The sequence below is a fragment of the Azospirillum tabaci genome (assembly GCF_014596085.1).
GTDB classification, from domain to species: Bacteria; Pseudomonadota; Alphaproteobacteria; order Azospirillales; family Azospirillaceae; genus Azospirillum; species Azospirillum tabaci.
The window spans coordinates 1-19,729 of sequence record NZ_JACCJY010000014.1 but is presented as its reverse complement, the minus strand read 5'-3'; the positions used below and the strand labels follow the sequence as shown (position 1 = coordinate 19,729).

Here is a 19,729-nt window from a genome sequence, read left to right as displayed (position 1 = left end):
AAAGGCCCCCTCCGGTTTCCCGGAGCGGGCCTTTCCAGTTCCGAGTGTGGGTCACAGCCCCGACATCATAGCCCCGTCTGCGGCTTGCCGGTGTCGGCCGTCTTGGTCACGCCGGGATCGATGAGGGGCTGCAGCGCCGGGGCGATGCTCTTCAGAAGCTGGGCGGGCAGGGCGCTGGTGAAGCGGTAGTTGTCGGCCTCCGGCCCATGGACGAAGGCGGTCATGGTGCCGAAGAAGCGGTCGCCGATGTAGAAGGCGAAGGTCGCCGTCCGGTTCACCGCCCGCGATTCGATCAGGTGCCCGCCGGGGCCGTAGCGGTCCAGCCGGTGGTCGCCCGTGCCGGTCTTGCCGCCGATCGGAATGACCGCCCCCGCCGAGTCCTTGAAGGAGCCCCAGACGCGCTTGGCCGTGCCGTTCTGCGCCACGTCCATCAGCGCCTTGCGCAGGGTGGCCGCGACCTCCGCCTTCATCACGCGCTGGCCGCGCAGCTCGCCCAGGCCGACAACGGCCTCGTAGGGCGTGCCGGCGGCGAAATGCAGCTTGCGCACGCGCACGGTCGGCTGGCGCACCCCATCGTTCTGGATGATGCCCACCAGCTCGGCCAGGGCCGCCGGGCGGTCGGCGGAACTGCCGATGGCCGTGGCGAAGGACGGGACGAGCGTTTCGAAAGGGTAGCCCAGCTTGCGCCACTGCTCGGTGATGCGCTGGAAGGCTTCCTCCTCCAGCCCGATGCGGATGCGGGTGTTCTGGGCCGACTGGCCCTTCTTGAACAGCCAGCGGTAGCTTTCCTGGCGCTCCTGGACGCTGGCCTCCAGCACCTCCTGCCGCTTGGCGTCGGGGCGCTTCTGCAGGTAGGAGACCAGCCACAGCTCCAGCGGATGGACGCGCGCCAGATAGCCGAGGTCGTTCAGCGGGAACTTGTCCGGCCCGTACTTGCCGTAGAGCGACGCGATGTCGCCGTCGTCCAGCTTGGCGTCAGGCAGGCGGGCGCGCAGGAAGGCGCCGAACTCCTTGACCCCGGCCTGCGGGCGCACGGTGCGGAAGATGACCGACAGGCGGTGCGGCATCGGGCGCGACCGGCTGGCCAGCATGTTCAGCATCGCGTCCGGCGTGTGCTTCCGGTAGCTGTTGTAGAAGCGGTTCAGGAAGTCGCTGCCTTCCTTGTCGGCGAAGCGGGCGAGATAGGCTTGGCGGGCGGGGTGGTCGGGGTTGTGCAGGATGTCGGTGCTGTCGTCGCCGCCTTCGGACAGATAGAACTGCACGATGTCGCGCATCATGCGGATGAAGGGCAGGTTGACCGAATTGCGCAGCGACTCGGTCACGGTCAGGATGCTGCCGTTGTCCTTGGCGTTGAAGTTCACGAAGCTGTGCAGCCCGCCGCCGGTGAAGAAGGCCTCGCCGGGGTTCGCCGAATAGCGGCGCTCCATGGCGGCGTCGAGCATGGCGCTCAGCCCGCGGTTGCCGGAGGTCGCCAGCCAGTTGGCGGCCCAGCGCGTCAGGTTGTCGGACGCCTCCTCCTCAACGTCGGCGAGGAAGTCCTTGGGCAGATGGGCGTAGCGGGTGTGCAGCTCCGCCACGATCTCCAGGTAGGTCGCCAGCGTGCGCAGCTTCGCCGTGGAGCCGAGGTCGAGCTTGGCGCCCTCGTTGATGTCCAGCGGCTGGTCGAGATTGTCGGCCTGGACGCGCAGGTAGTTGGCGTCCGATCCCCGTTCGTAGAGCGTGACCGAATAGATGATCTTGGACAGGTCGCTGCCCTTGGTGTCGAGCAGTCGTTCGCCGGTCAGCCCCATCTGCGCGGCGAAGGCCGGGTCGCCCAGCTTCGCCAGCACCTCCACCACGCGCTGCTGCGCCGGGGCGTCCAGCGTCGATTCGGCGGTCAGGTCGATGCGGTCGAGCTGGTAGAGGCTGGACACGCCGAGCATGGAGAGAAGCCGTGCGCGGATGGCGTTGGGGGCTTTCTGCTCCACGAAATTGGCGGTCTGGGCCTGCGGCGGGTCCTCGCGGAACTTCAGCGTCAGGCCGAGCGCCGCGTCGCGCAGCGCGGTGTCGATCACACCCGCGCTGTGCAGCACGCGCAGGTGGCTGTCGGCCAGCCGCTCCAGCGCCGGACGGTCCTGGATCAGGTAATAGGAGGGGCGGCGCTGGGCGAGCAGGAGGCTCAGCACCTGCTTGTAGGCCAGCGCCTTCACCTGCAGGGCGCGGGCGTCGGCGGGTTCCTCCGACAGCACCTTCTCGGCGATGGCGAGGTCGGTGCCGAACCAGGCCCACAACCCGTCGCCCAGCCCGTTCACCTCGCCGAAGCCGGGACGCCCGGTCAGCGGGGTGGAGTTCAGATAGTCGATCAGGATGCGCCGGCGGTGGGCGCCGGTGTCCTCGCCGTCCAGATAGGCGCGGGTGCTGGCCGAGATCATCTGGCGCAGCTTCTCCATGGCGCCGTTCGTCTGGCCGTCGGGGGAGTGGCGGTACTTCTCGATCTGGGTCGCCAGGGTCGAGCCGCCGGGGGAGCGCTGGCCGGGCTTGACCCACTGCACCGGCAGCATCGCCACGGCGCCGGCGAAGCGGTCCCACTCCACGGCGGGGTTGCGGCGCGGCTCGTCGGTGTTCAGCAGCTCGCGGTTCTCGATGAACAGCAGCGTTGCGGCGACCAGCGGCGGCACGTCATCGAACTTGGCGAAGACCCGCTCCGGGTAGCGGGCGGAGAACAGCGCGGTGCCGTTGCGGTCGAGCAGGGTCAGGCCGGCGCGCGTCTTCTCGTGGTAGATCGGGAAGCCGCCGGCGGCCATGAACTGGTCGAGCGTCGGCGACAAATGCGCCTGCATCTCCACCGCGTACATGTCCGTGGTCAGCGAGCGCAGATAGCCGGGCAGACCGACATAGCCCATCCGCTCGTTGTAGGGACCCTGGGTGGGGTGGCGCGCGGCGGGGTTCGGCCCCTCGCGCAGCGTGTAGGTCATGTCCTTGGCGTAGCCGGCGAGCAGGCGGGCCTGCAATCGCGACGTGCGCATCTCCTCCTGCGCCAGGAGGGCGCCGCCGCCCAGCGTCGCCGCCAGCGTCACACCCCAGATCGCACGCCGCACCCACAACCGTGTCATGTCCGGCTCCAGCCATGACCGCGAGCGACGCCCGCGAATTGGTTAAAATGCTCGGCAAATTGGCCGAGCGATATGGCCGGAATGTAGAGGCGCCTTGGTTAACAACCGGTGTAATCCCTCGCCCTTCGAGAGTGCGAGTCCGCCTCGAAATCGGTGTAACTCAAATTCGTAGCGGACCGTTGCGTCGGCGCCACGAATGCGCCCATTGGTTGTGTGGTTAAGAAGTGTGACTGTGTGTTGCCACGAAATCCGTTAACGCCGCGCGCAGGCGGGTGACCACGCCCGACCAGTCGCCGGAGCGGTCCTGGCCGAACACCCGCATGGTCGGGTACCAGGGGTTGACCTCCCGGTTGCCCAGCCAGCGCCAGCAGGCGTCGGCGCGCGAGAGCGTCCAGGTCGGCCGTCCCAGCCCGCCCGCGAGGTGGCAGACGGAGGTGTCCACCGTGATGACGAGGTCCAGCGTCTCGGCCAGCGCCGCCGTGTCGGCGAAGTCGCGGACGCTGCCCATTGGGTCGACGATGTCCATTCCCGCTGGAGGCTCGGCCAGCTGCGCCGCGCCCGGCCCCATCTGAAGGCTGACGAAGCGCACCCCCGCCACATCGGCCAGGGGAGCCAGGGCGGCCAGCGGCAGGCTGCGCCGCCGGTCGATCGGGCTCGCCACCCCACGCACCGTGCGCGGCGAGCCGGCCCAGACCAGCCCGACTCGCGGACGCCCGTCCGCCGGCACGCGCTCACGCCAGACCGCGACGTCGGCGGGGTCGGCGCGAAGATAGGGCACCGCGGCCGGGATGCTGTCCAGATCCGTCCCGAAGGCGCGGGGCAGGCTCATCATCGGGATGTGCAGGTCGAAGGCGGGAAGCTCCCCGCCCCAGGCGACGGCGGCCGACACGCCGTCCACCCGCTCCATCAGCCGGACCAGGGCGGGGGAGCAGCCGACGATCACCCGCGCCCCCCGCTCGGCCAGCCGCGGCGCGTAGCGGACGAACTGCAGGGTGTCGCCGAGTCCCTGTTCGGCGTAGAGCAGGATGGTCCGGCCCGCCACATCCTCCGCCCCCGTCCATTGCGGCTGGGGGAAGCCGCGGTGCACGGGGTTGAGCTGCCGGGTCTCCCAGCGCCACTCGAACTCCTCCCAACCCTCGCGCATTTGCCCGGAAGCGAGCAGGGCGACGGCGAGCGCCAAATGGGCGTCGGCGTCGGCGGGGGCGAGGCGGATGGCCTCCCGCCCGGCGGCGACGGCCTCGTCGCGGCGGCCCTCGTGCAGCAGAAGGGACAGGCGGTTGCGGTGGAAGGCGGCCCGCTCCGGGGCGATGCGCGCCGCGCGCCGGCACTGGCGCAGCGCCTCAGCGACGCGGACGGTCTGTTCCAGCAGCGGCACCATGTTGCCGTAGGCGTCGGCGTTGCCGGGGTCCAGCGCCACCGCCCGGCGGCCGGCCCGTTCCGCCTCGTCGAAACGGCCCAGCGTGACCAGGAGATGGACGAGGTTGGTCTGCGCCTCGGCCAAGGTGGGATCGAGCCGCAGCGCCGCGTCCAGCGCCTCCACGGCGCCCTCCGGGTCGCCCGTCTGGGCCAGCGCGGCGCCGAGCTTGCGGTGCGCCTCGGCCCGCTGCGGGGCGAGGCTGCGCGCCTTGCGGAAGGCGTCGGCGGCGCCCGCCCAATCGGCGGCGGCGTAGAGCAGCATACCGGCCCGCTCGAACGCTTCGGCCAGAGGCTCGCTGTCGGTGGCGGCGCTGGCCGTCAGGGCGCGGGTCAGGGCACGCTGGGCGGCGAGTCCGTCGCCGGCCTCGATCAGGGCGCCGCCCAGGGCGAACCAGTCACCGGCGCCGTCGGGTTGCAGAGCGAGGACGCTGCGGAAGGCGCTCGCGGCCTGCGCCGCTCCGTCCGGCGTTCCCAGCGCCATCAGCGCCTTGCCGAGGTTGCCGTGGATGTCGGCGGCGAGCGGCAGCCGCGCCGCCGCCTTGCGGATCATCGCCACCCCGTCCGTCACCGCGCCGGTCTGGGCCGCCAGCAGCCCGGCGAAATGCAGGGCGTGGGGGTTGTCCGGGTCCACCGCCAGGATGCGGCCGTAGAGCAGCCGCGCCTCCTCCAGCCGCCCGGACAGATGATGGTCGAGCGCAAGGTTCAGGGCTTCGGCGACGGTGGCCATGGGCGGGGCCTTCTGTGGTGGGGACTATGCCCCCAGCAGTTCCTTCGCCTTGGCGGCGAGGTCGGCCAGCGGGACTTCAACCTGCTCGCCCTTCACCAGATGCTTCAGCGTCGCCGTGCCGCGGGCCTTCTCGTCGGAGCCCATCAGGACGACCAGCGGGATGCCCGCCTTGTCGGCATATTTCATCTGCTTGGCGAGCTTGCCGCCGTCGAGCTGGATTTCCGTGTTGATGCCCGCCGCACGCAGCGCCGTCGCGAGGCTGTAATAGTCGGCGGACAGGGCCGGGTCCATCTGCGTCACCAGGACCTGGGCGGTGGCGCCGCCGTCCTTGATGATGCCGGCCTCCATGAGCTGGTAGAACAGCCGCGTCGCGCCGATGGAGATGCCGACACCCGGCAGCTTCGACTTGGTGTAGTGGCTGGCGAGGTTGTCGTAGCGCCCGCCGGAGCACACGCTGCCGATCCCCGGATGGTCGTTCAGGAAGGTCTCGTAGACGGTGCCGGTGTAGTAGTCGAGCCCGCGCGCGATGGCGAGGTTGATGCGCACCACGCCGTCCGGCACCTGGAGGGCCTTCAGCCCCTGGACGACGGTGGTCAGCTCCGAAACGCCCTGGCGGAAGGTCTCGTTCTCGATGCCCAGCGCGCCCAGCGCGGCGAGCGTCTCCTCGTTCGTGCCCTTGGCGTCGATCAGGGACAGGATCGTTTCCGCCGCGTCGGCGGTCATGCCGAGGCCGGTCAGGCTGTCGCGCACCTTGTCGCGGCCGATCTTGTCCAGCTTGTCGATCTCACGCAGGACCAGGACGCGCTTCTCCGCGTCGTCCACGCCCAGCCCGTCGAGCAGGCCGAGCAGGACCTTGCGGTTGTTCACGTTGATGGTGAAGCCGCCGAAGTCCAGTTCGCTGAAGACGTGGTAGATGACCGCCGGGATCTCCGCGTCGTAATGGGCGGACAGGCTGTCCTTGCCGATCACGTCGATGTCGCACTGGTAGAATTCGCGGAAGCGCCCGCGCTGCGCCCGTTCCCCGCGGTAGACGCGCTGGATCTGGTAGCGGCGGAAGGGGAAGGCGAGGTCGCGCTCATGCTCCGCCACGTAGCGGGCGAGCGGCACCGTCAGGTCGAAGCGCAGCGCGATGTCCGGCTTGTTCCCCTGCTGGAGGGCGCCGGTGGACTGAACGAAATAGACCTGCTTCTCGGTCTCGCCGCCGGACTTGGTCAGCAGGGTGTCCACCGTCTCGAACACCGGGGTTTCCACCGGCACGAAGCCGAACCGCTCGTAGCCGCGGCGGATGGTGTCGAGAAGACGCTGGAAGGCCACTTGCTGGCGCGGCAGCAGCTCCATCGTTCCGGGCGGGGTGCGGGGGGTGATCAGGCTCATCGGCGCGGGTCCGGCTTCGAATGTCCCTAGGGATTCGGCTAGGGTTCTAGCGGCTTTCGCCGGTCCCGTCACCAGCGCAGTGGCCGGATACCGCCCCGATACCGTTGAGCGGGGGGCCGTAAGGGGCTAGAACTCCGGCAAACCCCCACACATCCGTGCCGGAGCCGCCATGCCCACCGACCGTCTCGTCCTCCGCCGTCCCGACGACTGGCATGTGCACCTGCGCGACGGCGCCATGCTGAAGGCGGTGCTGCCCTTCACCGCCCGCCAGTTCGGCCGCGCCATCATCATGCCGAACCTGAAGCCGCCGGTGACCAAGGCCGCCGACGCCGTCGCCTATCGGGAGCGCATCCTGGCGGCCCTGCCGGCGGACCAGTCCTTCACGCCGCTGATGACCGCCTATCTGACCGACGGCACCGACGCCGAGGATCTGGCCCAGGGCTTCGAAGACGGCGTGTTCGCCGCCGCCAAGCTCTACCCGGCCAACGCCACCACCAACAGCGCCCACGGCGTGACCGACCTCGGCAAGATCGCGCCGGTGCTGGAGCGCATGGCGGAGATCGGCATGCCGCTGTTGATCCATGGCGAGGTGACCGACGCCCATGTCGACATCTTCGACCGCGAGGCGGTGTTCCTGGAGCGCACCCTCGGCCCGCTGCTGGAGCGTTACACGGCGCTGCGCGTGGTGCTGGAGCACGCGACCACCGCGGAGGCCGTGGCCTTCGTGCGCGAGCACGCCGCCTCGGGCCGGGTGGGGGCGACGATCACGGCGCACCACCTGCTGATCAACCGCAGCCACCTGTTCGCCGGCGGCATCCGCCCGCACCTCTACTGCCTGCCCATCGCCAAGCGCGAGACGCACCGCGTGGCGCTGGTCGAGGCGGCGACCTCGGGCGAGGGGCCGTTCTTCCTGGGCACCGACACCGCCCCGCACACGGTGACCGCGAAGGAGAGCGCCTGCGGCTGCGCCGGCTGCTTCACCGCGGCCAACGCCCTGGAACTTTACGCCGAAGCCTTCGACGAGGCGGGCGCGCTGGACAAGCTGGAGGCCTTCGCCAGCCTGAACGGCCCGCGCTTCTACGGCCTGCCGGTCAACGAGGACAAGGTGGTGCTGGAGCGCACGCCGTCCACGACGCCGGACATCGTGCTGACCGCCGACGGCGAGGCCGTGCTGCCCTTCCGCAGCGGCGAGACGACGCGCTGGAGCTTCGTCGGCGCGGCTTGAGGGGCTGCGGGGCGGGCGTTGCTGCTGCGGTTGCCCCCACCCCGACCCTCCCCCGCTCTCGGCGGACCTTCGGTCCGCCTGCCGCGTCAGCGCAAACCTTTGGTTTGCGCGAGAGCTGTGCAGGGGAGGGTGCCTTCTGCGAAGCGGCGGCAGTTCCCTCCCCTGCGATAGCGGGGGAGGGTTAGGGTGGGGGCAGGGTCACCCTCAGAAAAGACTCCCCTGAACCGGCGGGCGCTGCGGCTTCTTTGGCTCTGGCTTGGCCTTGGCCGCCTTGGGCTTCGGCTCTGGCGCAGCGGCGGGCGGAACATCCACCCGCGGCCCACCGTCCACCGTCGCGGCGGCTTGGCCATCGGCGAAGACCAGCGACACCGCCAGACCCGGCGTGGCCTGGGCGGCCCTGGTCAGCGGCTTGCCGTCGCCGGATTGCACCAGAGCGAAGCCGCGCTCCAGGACGCCCTTGTAGGAATAGCTTTCCAGAAGCTGCCCCACCGCCGCCAGCTTCGCCGCGCGCTCCTCCACCGCCTTGCCGTAGCTGCGGTCCAGCCGGGGCGTCAGGTCGGACATCCGCCGGCTGCCGTCGCCGAACTTCACGCGGATCGGGCCGAGCGTCAGCCGTCCGCTCACCCGCTCATACTGGCCGCGCGCCGCGACGACGGCGTGGCGCAGCGCGCCATCGAGCGCGCGGGATTCCGACGCCAGCCGCTGCCCGGCCTCGGCCAGCTTCTCGCGCGGGTGGCGCAGCGCCGCACCCAGCTCGTTCAGGCGGGTGCGGCGGCGGTCGAGCAGGGCGGCGGCGGCCAGCGCCAGCCGCTCCGCCCGGTCGTCCAGCCGCTGGGCGTGGCTTTCCAGCAGGGCGCGCGGGTCGCCGAGGCCGCGGGCCAGCCCCTCCACCCGCGTCCGCCGCTCGGCCAGCATCCGGGTGGCGGCCCCGACCATGCGCCGCTCGTCGTCCAGCACCTGGGCGAGCAGCTCCGCCCGCACCGGAACGGCCATCTCCGCCGCCGCCGTGGGGGTGGGGGCGCGGCGGTCGGACGCGAAGTCGATCAGGGTGGTGTCCGTCTCGTGCCCGACCGCGGAGATCAGCGGGATGCGGCTGGCCGCCGCCGCGCGGACGACGTTCTCCTCGTTGAAGGCCATCAGGTCCTCCAGCGAGCCGCCGCCGCGCGCCACGATCAGCAGGTCCGGGCGCGGCACCGGCCCGCCGGGGACGATGCGGTTGAAGCCCTCGATCGCCGCGGTGACCTCCGCCGCCGCCCGCTCGCCCTGGACGGCGACCGGCCAGAGCAGGACCCGGCGCGGGAAACGGTCGTGCAGCCGGTGCAGGATGTCGCGGATGACCGCCCCGGTGGGGGAGGTGACGACGCCGATCACGTCGGGCAGGAAGGGGATGGGCTTCTTGCGCCCGGCGTCGAACAGCCCCTCCGCCGCGAGGCGCTTCTTGCGCTCCTCCAGCATCTTCAGAAGAGCGCCCTCGCCGGCCAGCTCCATCGACTCGATGATGAGCTGGTATTGCGAGCGTCCGGGGTAGGTCGTCATGCGCCCGGTGACGATGACCTCCAGCCCCTCCGCCGGCTGGACGGCCAGCTTCGACGCGGTGCCGCGCCAGCACACCGCCTCGATCACCGCCGTGTCGTCCTTCAGGCGGAGGTAGCAGTGGCCGGAGCTGTGCCGCTTGGGCTGGGAGATCTCGCCGCGCACGCGGACGAAGCCGAACTCCTCCTCGATGCTGCGCTTCAGGCGCCGGGCGAGGTCGCCCACCGAGAATTCCGGCAGGTTCGAGCCGGGGCGCGGCTCGGGGGCGATCAGCGGAGAGGTCATATCAAGGTCTTGAGTCATGGCGGCACCATGATACAAGGCGCGGTGTCGGCAACAAGCGTGGAAGGACGAGGTGCCATGAAAGTCCTGGTGGTCGGGTCGGGTGGGCGCGAGCATGCGCTGTGCTGGGCCATTCAGAACTCGCCGCTGTGCGACACGCTCTACTGCGCGCCGGGCAACGCCGGCATCGCGGACGTGGCCGAATGCGTCGCCATCGGCGCCGAGGACGTGGACGCCCTGGTCCGCTTCGCCCAGGACAAGGCCGTCGACTTCGTGGTCGTCGGGCCGGAAGGGCCGCTGGTGCTGGGCCTCGTCGACAAGCTGACCGCCATCGGCATCAAGGCCTTCGGCCCCAGCGCCGCGGCGGCGGAGCTTGAGGGCTCCAAGGGTTTCATGAAGGACATCCTGGCCAAGTACGGCGTGCCGACCGCCGCCTATGGCCGCTTCAAGGACGTCGAGGCCGCCAAGGACTTCGTGCGCAAGAACGGCGCCCCCATCGTGGTCAAGGCCGACGGTCTGGCCGCCGGCAAGGGCGTGACCGTCGCCCGCACCGAGGAGGAGGCCTTCGCCGCCATCGACGAGGCCCTGGTCGAGGGCCGCTTCGGCGCCGCCGGGGCCGAGGTGGTGGTCGAGGAGTTCCTGGACGGCGAGGAGGTCAGCTTCTTCGCGCTGTGCGACGGTGAATCGGCCCTGCCGCTGGCCTCGGCCCAGGACCACAAGGCGGTGGGCGACGGCGACACCGGCCCGAACACCGGCGGCATGGGCGCCTACTCCCCGGCCCCGGCGCTGACCCCGGACCTCCAGGCCCGCGTGATGCGCGAGATCGTCGAGCCGACCGTCAAGGGCATGGCGGCGGAGGGGCGCCCCTTCAAGGGCGTGCTGTTCGCCGGCCTGATGATCGGCAAGGACGCCGACGGCAACCCGGTGCCGAAGACGCTGGAGTTCAACGTCCGCTTCGGCGACCCGGAATGCCAGACGCTGATGATGCGCCTGAAGTCCGACGCGCTGGCCGCCCTGATCGCGGCGGCGGACGGCCAGTTGAAGAACATCGACCTGCGCTGGCACGACGAGACGGCGCTGTGCGTCGTCATGGCGGCGAACGGCTACCCTGGCGATTACGTGAAGAACACGGAGATCAAGGGCTTCGACGCCGCCAACGCGGTGGAGGGCGTCACCGTCTTCCACGCCGGCACGAAGCGGGTCGATGGGCGGGTGCTGTCCACCGGCGGGCGCGTCCTGGGCGTGACCGCCAAGGCCCCGACCGTGGCCGAGGCGCAGAAGCGTGCCTATCAGGGCGTCGACGCGCTGGACTGGCCGGACGGCTTCTGCCGCCGCGACATTGGCTGGCGGGCGGTGGGGCGCTGACGGCGCCCCGCTTTGACGCTATAATAGGGGCATGGCGACGGCGCTCCAACTGCCGGCTGGCGTGTCAGCCGAAGACATCAAGGCTCTGGCTTCCCGTTACGGAGCCAGCAACCTGCGCGTCTTCGGCTCCCGTGCCACGGGGAGGGCACGGCCCGACAGCGACCTGGACCTTCTCGTGGAGTTGGAGCCAGGGCGGGATTTGTTCGACCTGATCGAATTGAAGCACGCTTTGGAGGAACGAACCGGCGCTGCCGTTGATGTGGTGACAGAGCGTGGCCTGTCGCCTTACATGCGCGACGGAATTCTTCGGTCGGCGCGATCCCTGTGACCGCTGACCGTGCTTATCTGGAACACATCCGCGAGGCCATCCGCCGTGTGATGGAGTATACGGCCACCGGGCGCGACGACTTTTTCACCCGCACGCTCCTTCAGGACGGCGTCATCCGCAATCTGGAGATTATCGGCGAAGCAACGAAGAAGCTTTCGCCGGAGCTGCGATCACAACATTCCGACCTTCCATGGAAGAACATGGCGGCGCTTCGCGACGTGCTGATCCACAATTACCTGGGCGTCGATCTGGCCATCGTATGGGACGTGGTCGTGCACCGGCTTCCCGATGTGGATCACCGGATCGCAGCCATCCTGAACGAGAGTATGGAAGACCCTAGCGCCGCCCCCTGAAGAACTCCCTCAGCATGTCCCCCGCCCGCGTCTCGTCGATGCCGCCGTAGACGTCCGGGGCGTGGTGGCAGGTGGGTTGGTGGTAGAAGCGGGGGCCATGCTCCACCCCGCCGCCCTTGGGGTCGTAGGCGCCGAAATAGACCCGCCGCAGCCGGGCGAAGCTGATCGCCGCGGCGCAGAGCGCGCAGGGCTCCAGCGTCACATAGAGGTCCAGACCGGGCAGGCGCGGCTCGCCGAGCGCTGTGCAGGCGGCGCGGATCGCCAGCACCTCGGCGTGGGCGGTGGGGTCGTTCAACTCCTCGGTCCGGTTGCCGGCGCGGGCGAGCACGGCGCCGGTCGCCGGATCGACCACCACGGCACCCACCGGCACCTCCCCGCGGGATGCGGCGGCTTCGGCCTCGTCGAAGGCGATGTCCATGGGGGAGGGGGGGCGGCTCATGCGGGGCACCCTGCCCGGCGGTCCCTGTTTTCGTCAAGCCGCGGAACGCCCTTCGGCGTTGTTAAGCATCGGACGAAACAGGGAGGACAGTCATGAGCAACCATGTCTACAAGAAGGTGGAAATCGTCGGCACCGCCGAGACCACCATCGACGACGCCATCCGCAACGGCATCGAGCGGGCGTCCAAGACGCTGAAGAACGTCGACTGGTTCGAGGTGGGCGAAATCCGCGGCCACGTCAGCGGTGGAAAGGTCGCCCACTTCCAAGTGGTGATGAAGGTCGGCTTCCGCCTCGAAGAATAACGGCGGGGACCCCGTGCCGTGGGTTGCGGGCGGGGCTTGCAAGCCCTATGGTCCGTGCCCATGGACACCCCCGATTTCGACCATTCCAAAGCCATGCCCGGCGCCGCCGATGCGGACGCGGGCGAGCCCGATGCCGGCGAGCGCATCGCCAAGCGGCTGGCGCGCGCGGGCCTGTGCTCGCGCCGCGACGCCGAGCGCTGGATCACCGACGGCCGCGTGGCCGTCAACGGCACGACCCTGGACAGCCCGGCCTGCGTCGTGCGGTCCGGCGACGTCGTGCAGGTGGACGGCAAGGTCATCCCCGAGCCGGAACCGGCGCGGCTGTGGCGCTATTACAAGCCGTCCGGGCTGGTCACCACCGCCCGCGACGAGAAGGGCCGCACCACCGTCTTCGAACGGCTGCCGCCGGACATGCCGCGTGTCATCTCGGTCGGTCGGCTCGACCTGACGACCGAAGGGTTGCTGCTGCTGACCAACGACGGCGAGCTGGCCCGCTTCCTGGAACTGCCGGCCACCGGCTGGACCCGCCGCTACCGCGTGCGCGTCTTCGGCGAAGTGAACGAGGTGAAGCTGGCCGAGCTGGCGAAGGGACCGACCATCGACGGGGTGAAGTACGGTCCCATCGAAGCCGTTCTGGACCGCATCCAGGGCCGCAACGCCTGGCTGACCGTCAGCCTGAAGGAAGGCAAGAACCGCGAGATCCGCAAGGTGATGGAGGCGCTGGACCTCCAGGTGAACCGGCTGATCCGCGTCGCCTACGGCCCCTTCCAGCTCGGCAAGCTGGAGGAGAGCGCCGTCGAGGAGGTGCCGAAGCGCGTGGTGCGCGAGCAGGTGTCCCGATTCTTCACCGGCGCCGATCCGGCGGAGGAGGGCAAGGCCAAGGGCAAGACCTCTTCCACCAAGGCTGTCAAGAGTGAGAGCGCCGGTGCCGAAGGCGCCAAGGGCCGTTCCGCCGCTCCGGCGAAGGCGTCCAAGCCGCGCGACGCCAAGGCCGGCTGGGCCAAGGCGGAGCCGAAGGCCGCGTCCGACCGGCGTGGCCCGGCCAAGCCGGCAGCGGGCGGTTTCGCGTCCGGCAAGCCGGCCTCCGCCAGGACGGATGGCAAGCCGGCGGGCAAGCCCGGCACGCTGACGCTGAAGGGCGGCAAGCCCGGCGGCGGTGGGAAGCCGGGGCCGAAGCCGCGCGGTGGCGGAGGCGCCTCCGAGGGTGGCCGCGGGCCGGAGCGGACCCGTGCGGATCGTCGGCGGTAAGCACCGCGGGCGGCGGCTGGCCGCCCCGGGGGGGAGCGACACGCGGCCGACCACCGACCGCACCCGCGAATCCCTGTTCAACATCCTGTCCCACGCCGACTGGGGGCCGGACGGCGCCGACCTGCTGGAGGGCGCCGTCGTCGTGGACGCCTTCTGCGGAACCGGCGCCCTGGGGCTGGAGGCGCTGTCCCGCGGGGCCGCCCACGCCAGCTTCCTCGACCTGGGCCGCGCCGCCCTGGACGCCGTGCGGGCGAACGTCGCGGCGCTGGGGGAGGGGGCGAACGCCGCGGTCCTGCGCGCCGACGCCACCCGCCCGCCGCCACCGCTCCGTCCCTGCACGCTGGCCTTCCTCGACCCCCCCTACGGCCAGGATCTGGCGCCGCGGGCGCTGGCCGGGCTGGTCAAGGCCGGCTGGCTGGCTCCCGGCGCCGTCCTGGTGGTGGAGGTCGCCGGACGCGACCCGCTGCCCCTGCCGCCCGGCTTCGCGGACCTGGACGAGCGCCGCTACGGCGACACCCGTGTCCAGTTCCTGCGCTACGGGCCGCCTCCGGAGGTAAAACCGCCTCAGCCGTAGGTGAAGAAGGACGAGGTGACCTGGATCGGGGTGACCCCGGCCAGGATCAGCCGGTCGCCCCCGCCGAAGTCGAGCAGAGCGCCGCCGTTGCCGTCCGATCCCAGGCGGTAGGTCATGTTGGATGCAATCTGGATGCGGTCGTTCTGCGTGGGGCCGAAGTCGGCGATGCGGTCCTGCCCGCCGCCGCGCGTGAAGACGTACAGGTCCGTCCCGGCGCCGCCCCACAGCGTGTCATTGCCGGCATCGCCCCACAACGTGTCGTTCCCCTCGTCCCCCATCAGCAGGTCGGCGCCCGAACCGCCGTGCAACGCGTCGTTCCCGGCCTGCCCGCGCAGCGTGTCGTTTCCGGCATCGCCCCACAGCAGGTCGTTGCCCGCACCACCGAACAGTTGGTCGTTGGCGCTCAGCCCGCTCAGCGTGTCGTTGCCCGCCCCGCCATAGAGGCTGTCGGCCCAGCTGTTGCCGGTCAGCGTCAGGTTCTTCGGGACCTCTGCGATCTGGAAGCTCTTGCCGGTGAACTGTTCGGCGTAATAGTCGATGGAGTTCATGTAGTTGGGCCGCAGCGTCGGGGTCAGGTCCGACATGATGGTGCCGGTGGCGGCGAAGTTGCCGTAGGTGGCCCCGCCCGCATACTCATCGAAGGCGCCGATCATGTGCCCGAACTCGTGGGCCGCCAGCTCGTCCTGGTAGTCGGGACCCCAGTCGGTCTGGGTGCACCAGTTCAGCATGTCGCAGCGCCCGTAGCTGTTGCTGACGTTCACGTTGTAATGCTGGCTGCCGGCCCCCACGAACTGCACGTCGAAGCGGATGGCGTAACTGCTGGTGCCGTCCGACAGGCTGTACTTGTCGCTCCAGATCCCCTCGATCCCCTGCTCCCAGACCTGCTTCAGGGATCCGGCGTCGTCGCCGGTCAGGTGGATGCGCGTCTGCACGGTGAAGGCCGTGCCGTCGAAGGAGAGATCGTACTTCACATCCCAGCCGAACCCGCCGTCCGCCCGCGTTTCCGCGTAGTTGACGGTCACCGGGGCGAAGCTGGTGGGAGCCGGCGCCGCGGGAGCCGCCGCCAGGGTGCCGGCGTTGTTCCCGTAGGTGTAGCTGACGGCCTGCGTCGTGGTGGTCTGGGCGCCGCCGCTCTGGCTGGCGTTGTTCTGGGCGGCGGTCTGGCGCATGGCACGCTTCATGGCACGGTTCCCCTGGTTCTGTGCGTCTTGGGGGACATCATGCGGGCAGGATTGCAGGCTTTCTTGTGACCTTAACTATACATTAACCATTTTCCTAGGGGCGTAGGACACCCCCTTACGGTTGGATCGGCGGGGCGGAGGGACCTCGGCCGGTCGGTCCTGTTATGGCCTAGGCAGTTTTATGCGGGGGCGGGCCATGATCAAGGATCTCTGGTACAAGAACGCGGTCATCTACAACCTGTCGGTCGGCACCTTCATGGACGCCAACGGAGACGGGACCGGTGATTTCCAGGGCTTGCAGCGTCGGCTGGACTATCTGCAGGGGCTGGGCGTGACCTGCCTCTGGCTGGGGCCGTTCCAGCCGTCGCCGATGCGGGACCACGGCTATGACGTGGCCGACTACTACAACGTCGATCCGCGCTACGGCACGCTGGGCGACTTCGTGGAGTTCAGCCACGCCTGCAAGCAACGCGGCATCCGCGTCATCATCGACCTCGTGGTCAACCACACCTCGGACCAGCACCCCTGGTTCCAGGCGGCGCGCAAGGACCCGGAGTCCCCCTACCGGAACTGGTACGTCTGGTCGGACGAGAAGCCGTCCGACGCCGACGAGGGCGTCGTCTTTCCCGGCGTGCAGAAGACGACCTGGAGTTGGGACAAGGAGGCCCGCGCCTATTACTTCCACCGCTTCTACGAGTTCCAGCCGGACCTGAACACCGCCAACCCGGAGGTGCAGGCCGAACTGCTGAAGGTGATGGGCTTCTGGATCGAGCTGGGCGTGTCGGGTTTCCGCATGGACGCCGTGCCCTTCGTCATCGCGACCAAGGGGCCGGAGGTGAAGAAGTCCAAGCAGCAGTTCGACATGCTCCGCACCTTTCGGGAGTTCGTGCAGTGGCGGTGCGGCGACGCCGTTCTGCTGGCTGAAGCCAACGTGCTGCCGACCGTCGACCAGGAGTATTTCGGCGACGACGGCGACCGCATGCAGATGGTTTTCAATTTCCAGGTCAACCAGACCCTGTTTTACGCCCTGGCCACGGCGGACACGCGGCCGCTGGCCAAGGCCCTGGATGTCACCCGGGTGCCGCGGCCCAGCACCAACCAATGGGGACTGTTCCTGCGCAACCACGACGAGCTGGACCTCGGGCGCCTGACCGAGGCGCAGCGCAAGCGCGTGTTCGATGCCTTCGGGCCGGACAAGAACATGCAGCTCTATGACCGCGGCATCCGGCGGCGGCTGGCCCCGATGCTGCGCGGCGACCGCCGGTGGCTGGAGCTGGCCTACAGCCTGCTGTTCACGCTGCCGGGCACGCCGGTGCTGCGATACGGCGACGAGATCGGCATGGGCGATGACCTGTCCCTGCCGGAGCGCGACTGCGCCCGCACCCCCATGCAGTGGTCGGACGAGCCGCAGGGCGGCTTCACCAAGGCGGACAATCCCGTGCTGCCGGTCATCAGCGGCGGCGCCTACGGCTATGAAAGGATCAACGCCGCCCACCAGCGCCGCGAACCGACCGCCCTGCTGAACTGGACCGAACGCATCATCCGCATGCGCAAGGAATGCCCGGAGATCGGCTGGGGCGATTATCAGGTGCTTCCCACCGGATCGAACGCGGTGCTGGCGATCCGCTACGACTGGCGGAACAACTCGGTGCTCGTCGTTCACAACCTCGACGACCGTCCCCACGAGGTCGCGCTGGCGGTCGATGGCGAGGGAAAATCGCCGCGCCTGGTCAATCTGCTGGCCGAGGACCACAACGACCCCGAGGAGGACGGGCGGCACCGCCTGGTGCTGGAGCCCTACGGCTACCGCTGGTACCGGCTGGGCGGGCTGGACTACCTGCTGCGCCGGACGGAGGGGCCGGTCGGCGGGGCAAAGCGGTCTTGACTTTGTCCGGCCCGCTGGGGGACGCTGGTTGCGTCGTCCCCAGCCGGGGGCGGCGCATCAGACGCTTGTTCTCAGGGCAGGGTGAAAATCCCGACCGGCGGTAGCCCCTCGCACGAGGGGGAGCCCGCGAGCGCTCCCGGCCGTCAGGCCGGGAGGTCAGCAGATCCGGTTCAAGGCCGGAGCCGACGGTGACAGTCCGGATGGAAGAGGACGAGCCGGTCATCGCCGTGGTCCGCCCGCAGCGCATGGCGTTGGGCGTGGGGCGCGTGCGGTGGCCTGCGACGGTGGTCCGCGTGGGGCATCCCGCGCGCCGCCGAATGTCTCTTTGCGCCCTGATTCAGGCTCGCCCCAACCGGAGTGAGAACCGTGAATCAGACCTTTGCCAGCAACCAGCTTTCCACCACGTCCTCCACCGGCCTTCTCGACCGCTTTGGCACCGCCGAGGAGCGGGTGATCCGCGCCGTGGACGCCATCCGTCAAGGGGGCGGGGTCGTCGTTGTGGATGACGAAGACCGCGAGAACGAAGGCGACGTGATCTACGCCGCCGAAACCATCACCGCCGAACAGATGGCCCTGCTGATCCGCGAAGGGTCGGGGATCGTCTGCCTGATCCTGACCGACGCGGACACGCGCCGCCTCGACCTGCCGCCCATGGTCGGCAGCAACACGGCGCGCTTCGGCACCGCCTTCACCGTCTCCATCGAGGCGCGGGAGGGCGTGACGACGGGGGTGTCGGCGGCGGACCGGGTGACCACCATCCGCACCGCCATCGCCGACGGCTGCCGGCCGGAGGACCTCGCCCGGCCCGGCCATGTCTTCCCGATCCGCGCGCACGCCGGGGGCTTGGCGGCCCGGCGCGGCCACACCGAGGCGACCATCGAGCTGACCACGCTGGCCGGGCGCCGTCCGGCGGGGGTGCTGTGCGAGGTGATGAACCCGGACGGCACCATGGCCCGCCTGCCCGAACTGGTGGCCTTCGCCGAGCGCAACGGCATGCCGATGGTGAGCATCGAGGATCTGGTCGGGGCGATGCGTTTGCGCTCCGCGGCGTGACCGGCCTGGGTGAATGAGTGGGACCGGCTCTCCCGTTCGCGGGCGGGGCCGGTCCCATCGGTCCGCTGGAACGGCCGACATCGACATCCGCCGCCGGAGCGTTATCACACCCGCCCGCTCTTTTCCCATTGAGGACAATCGGATTGCCCTGTACGCGGTGCCCGGCGATGCGCGGCGGCCATCCCTGCCGCGCCGCTGCGTGGATGGTCGTGCACGCAAATTCAGGATTTGAGCGGAGACGGTTGATGAGGACGAGGCTGCGCGTGTGTTTGGCGATTGTGGCGCGATTGCTGGTCGCCGCCTTGATTCTGGCCTCGGCCCCGGTGCGCGCGGAGAACTGGACCGTTGCTTCCGAAGACTATTTCCCGCCGTACAACTTCACCGAGCGCGGCAAGCGAACGGGAATGGACACGGAGATCGTCGATGCCATGATGAAGGAAATCGGCGTCTATCCGGTTCATCGCCCCATGGCATGGCCCGAGGTGGTGCGTGCGCACGACGAGAATGAAGTGGATGTCGCCTTCCAGTTCTTCACGTCAGCCCGCCGATTGGAGCGTGGCCATCTGATTGGTCCCTATCGTGTCGGAGCGACCGTGCTCATGGTCCGCAGCAACTCGGAGATCGCCTACACGCGCATCGACGACTTGCAGGGTCTGCGGATCGGCGTCGTCGAAGGCTTCGAGTACACGCCCGAGTTCGACAAATCGCCCCTTTTTGAGAAGGTTCGCAGCAGCAGCAACGTCGTGTCCTTCCGGCGCCTGCTTCTGGGCCGCGTCGATGCCATCGCCGGCGACCTGCAGGTGCTCAAATACCTTGCCGAGAGCGAGGGCCGGTCGAGTTCCGTCAAGATCCTGCCCAAGCCGCTGGCCATGGTGCCGCGCTACATGTCCGTTCCCAGGTTGCGGGCGGAGAAGGCCGAGCGATTGCAGGCAGCCTACGAAAAGCTCAAGCGGGACGGCACCATCGACGCCATCGTCCGCGCCTGGGAGCGGTAAGGAGTGACCGGCTCCCCTGAAACCCCTCCGCCCTGAGTTCGCGTCCATCGCGGGAACGGAACAGCGCCGCATGGACATGGCGGAAGCGCTAAGCGACTGCTGGAACAATGCCTCGACCGGAAACTGGTCTCACATCCTCAAGACCGAGCAGGCTCAAGACCGAGCAGGCTCAAGGCCGAGCAGGTCCGCCATTCGGCGCTCGCCTGTATGACTCCCGCTCGGTTCGAGGCTGCATGCAAAGCCTCAGGCTTCACAGGAGCTTCCAATCGGTTTGCGGGGAGACCGTCAGCGTCTGAGCGGACTGGACGGAGGTTCCGTTCATGGCCCACAGGGACAGCGCGCCGGTGCCCTGCGAGC

16 protein-coding genes and 1 riboswitch are annotated in these 19,729 nt (G+C 69.6%); of the genes, 10 read left to right on the top strand and 6 right to left on the bottom strand.

Annotated elements, in window-relative coordinates; genetic code table 11:
- Positions 1-65: 65 nt before the first annotated feature.
- From H0B54_RS14475 to hisS, 3 genes are all read right to left on the bottom strand, one after another.
- Complete coding sequence (locus H0B54_RS14475) at positions 66-3,092, bottom strand: transglycosylase domain-containing protein (RefSeq protein ID WP_188260913.1); 3,027 nt, start codon at positions 3,090-3,092, stop codon at positions 66-68.
- 217 nt (positions 3,093-3,309) lie between these two features.
- The gene (locus H0B54_RS30235) at positions 3,310-5,235 is read right to left on the bottom strand and encodes a tetratricopeptide repeat protein (RefSeq protein ID WP_188260912.1); all 1,926 of its coding nucleotides are present in this window, start codon (positions 5,233-5,235) and stop codon (positions 3,310-3,312) included.
- A 24-nt stretch (positions 5,236-5,259) separates the two neighbouring features.
- Positions 5,260-6,609: a histidine--tRNA ligase gene (hisS, locus tag H0B54_RS14465; protein ID WP_188260911.1), complete on the bottom strand. Its 1,350-nt coding sequence runs from the start codon at positions 6,607-6,609 to the stop codon at positions 5,260-5,262.
- 169 nt (positions 6,610-6,778) lie between these two features.
- Between hisS and pyrC the strand changes: the two genes are divergently transcribed.
- Positions 6,779-7,834, top strand: coding sequence for a dihydroorotase (gene pyrC, locus H0B54_RS14460; protein WP_188260910.1), 1,056 nt, complete (start codon positions 6,779-6,781; stop codon positions 7,832-7,834).
- Between the two features lie 204 nt (positions 7,835-8,038).
- Here pyrC and xseA read toward each other — a convergent pair whose 3' ends face one another.
- Positions 8,039-9,670 carry an exodeoxyribonuclease VII large subunit gene (xseA, locus tag H0B54_RS14455; RefSeq protein WP_246472527.1) on the bottom strand — a complete coding sequence of 544 codons (1,632 nt, stop codon included), beginning with the start codon at positions 9,668-9,670 and terminating at the stop codon, positions 8,039-8,041.
- Between the two features lie 57 nt (positions 9,671-9,727).
- Here xseA and purD point away from each other — a divergent pair, with 57 nt between their 5' ends.
- Genes purD through H0B54_RS14440 form a run of 3 tightly spaced genes read left to right on the top strand, consistent with a single transcriptional unit; the run spans position 9,728 to position 11,695 of the window.
- On the top strand, positions 9,728-11,014 hold the full coding sequence (gene purD / locus H0B54_RS14450) for a phosphoribosylamine--glycine ligase (RefSeq protein ID WP_188260908.1): 1,287 nt from the start codon (positions 9,728-9,730) through the stop codon (positions 11,012-11,014).
- Positions 11,015-11,045: 31 nt separating this feature from the next.
- Complete coding sequence (locus tag H0B54_RS14445; protein ID WP_188260907.1) at positions 11,046-11,342, top strand: nucleotidyltransferase family protein; 297 nt, start codon at positions 11,046-11,048, stop codon at positions 11,340-11,342.
- Positions 11,339-11,695 carry a HepT-like ribonuclease domain-containing protein gene (locus H0B54_RS14440; protein WP_188260906.1) on the top strand — a complete coding sequence of 119 codons (357 nt, stop codon included), beginning with the start codon at positions 11,339-11,341 and terminating at the stop codon, positions 11,693-11,695. Before H0B54_RS14445 ends, H0B54_RS14440 begins: the two co-directional genes overlap by 4 nt.
- Here H0B54_RS14440 and H0B54_RS14435 read toward each other — a convergent pair.
- The gene (locus H0B54_RS14435; RefSeq protein ID WP_188260937.1) at positions 11,679-12,113 is read right to left on the bottom strand and encodes a nucleoside deaminase; all 435 of its coding nucleotides are present in this window, start codon (positions 12,111-12,113) and stop codon (positions 11,679-11,681) included. The two genes, H0B54_RS14440 and H0B54_RS14435, sit on opposite strands and share 17 nt — an antisense overlap.
- A gap of 113 nt (positions 12,114-12,226) precedes the next feature.
- Here H0B54_RS14435 and H0B54_RS14430 point away from each other — a divergent pair, with 113 nt between their 5' ends.
- From H0B54_RS14430 to rsmD, 3 genes are read left to right on the top strand one after another with little or no spacing between them, the layout of a single operon-like run.
- Positions 12,227-12,436, top strand: a complete 210-nt coding sequence (locus tag H0B54_RS14430; protein ID WP_014239544.1) for a dodecin — start codon at positions 12,227-12,229, stop codon at positions 12,434-12,436.
- Between the two features lie 60 nt (positions 12,437-12,496).
- Complete coding sequence (locus H0B54_RS14425; RefSeq protein ID WP_246472526.1) at positions 12,497-13,684, top strand: pseudouridine synthase; 1,188 nt, start codon at positions 12,497-12,499, stop codon at positions 13,682-13,684.
- On the top strand, positions 13,665-14,258 hold the full coding sequence (gene rsmD / locus H0B54_RS14420; RefSeq protein WP_343068943.1) for a 16S rRNA (guanine(966)-N(2))-methyltransferase RsmD: 594 nt from the start codon (positions 13,665-13,667) through the stop codon (positions 14,256-14,258). The genes H0B54_RS14425 and rsmD overlap by 20 nt, the downstream gene beginning before the upstream one ends.
- Here rsmD and H0B54_RS30230 read toward each other — a convergent pair.
- The gene (locus H0B54_RS30230; protein WP_188260904.1) at positions 14,249-15,439 is read right to left on the bottom strand and encodes a calcium-binding protein; all 1,191 of its coding nucleotides are present in this window, start codon (positions 15,437-15,439) and stop codon (positions 14,249-14,251) included. The two genes, rsmD and H0B54_RS30230, sit on opposite strands and share 10 nt — an antisense overlap.
- Before the next feature lie 196 nt (positions 15,440-15,635).
- Between H0B54_RS30230 and H0B54_RS14410 the strand changes: the two genes are divergently transcribed.
- From H0B54_RS14410 to H0B54_RS14400, 3 genes are all read left to right on the top strand, one after another.
- Entirely contained in the window at positions 15,636-17,324 is a 1,689-nt protein-coding gene (locus H0B54_RS14410) for an alpha-amylase family protein (RefSeq protein WP_188260903.1), read from the top strand.
- A gap of 63 nt (positions 17,325-17,387) precedes the next feature.
- Positions 17,388-17,540: riboswitch (FMN riboswitch) on the top strand.
- A gap of 150 nt (positions 17,541-17,690) precedes the next feature.
- Positions 17,691-18,377 (top strand): 3,4-dihydroxy-2-butanone-4-phosphate synthase, encoded by a 687-nt coding sequence (gene ribB, locus H0B54_RS14405; protein ID WP_188260902.1) that lies wholly within the window; start codon positions 17,691-17,693, stop codon positions 18,375-18,377.
- Between the two features lie 245 nt (positions 18,378-18,622).
- Entirely contained in the window at positions 18,623-19,372 is a 750-nt protein-coding gene (locus tag H0B54_RS14400) for a substrate-binding periplasmic protein (protein ID WP_188260901.1), read from the top strand.
- Positions 19,373-19,729: the final 357 nt, after the last annotated feature.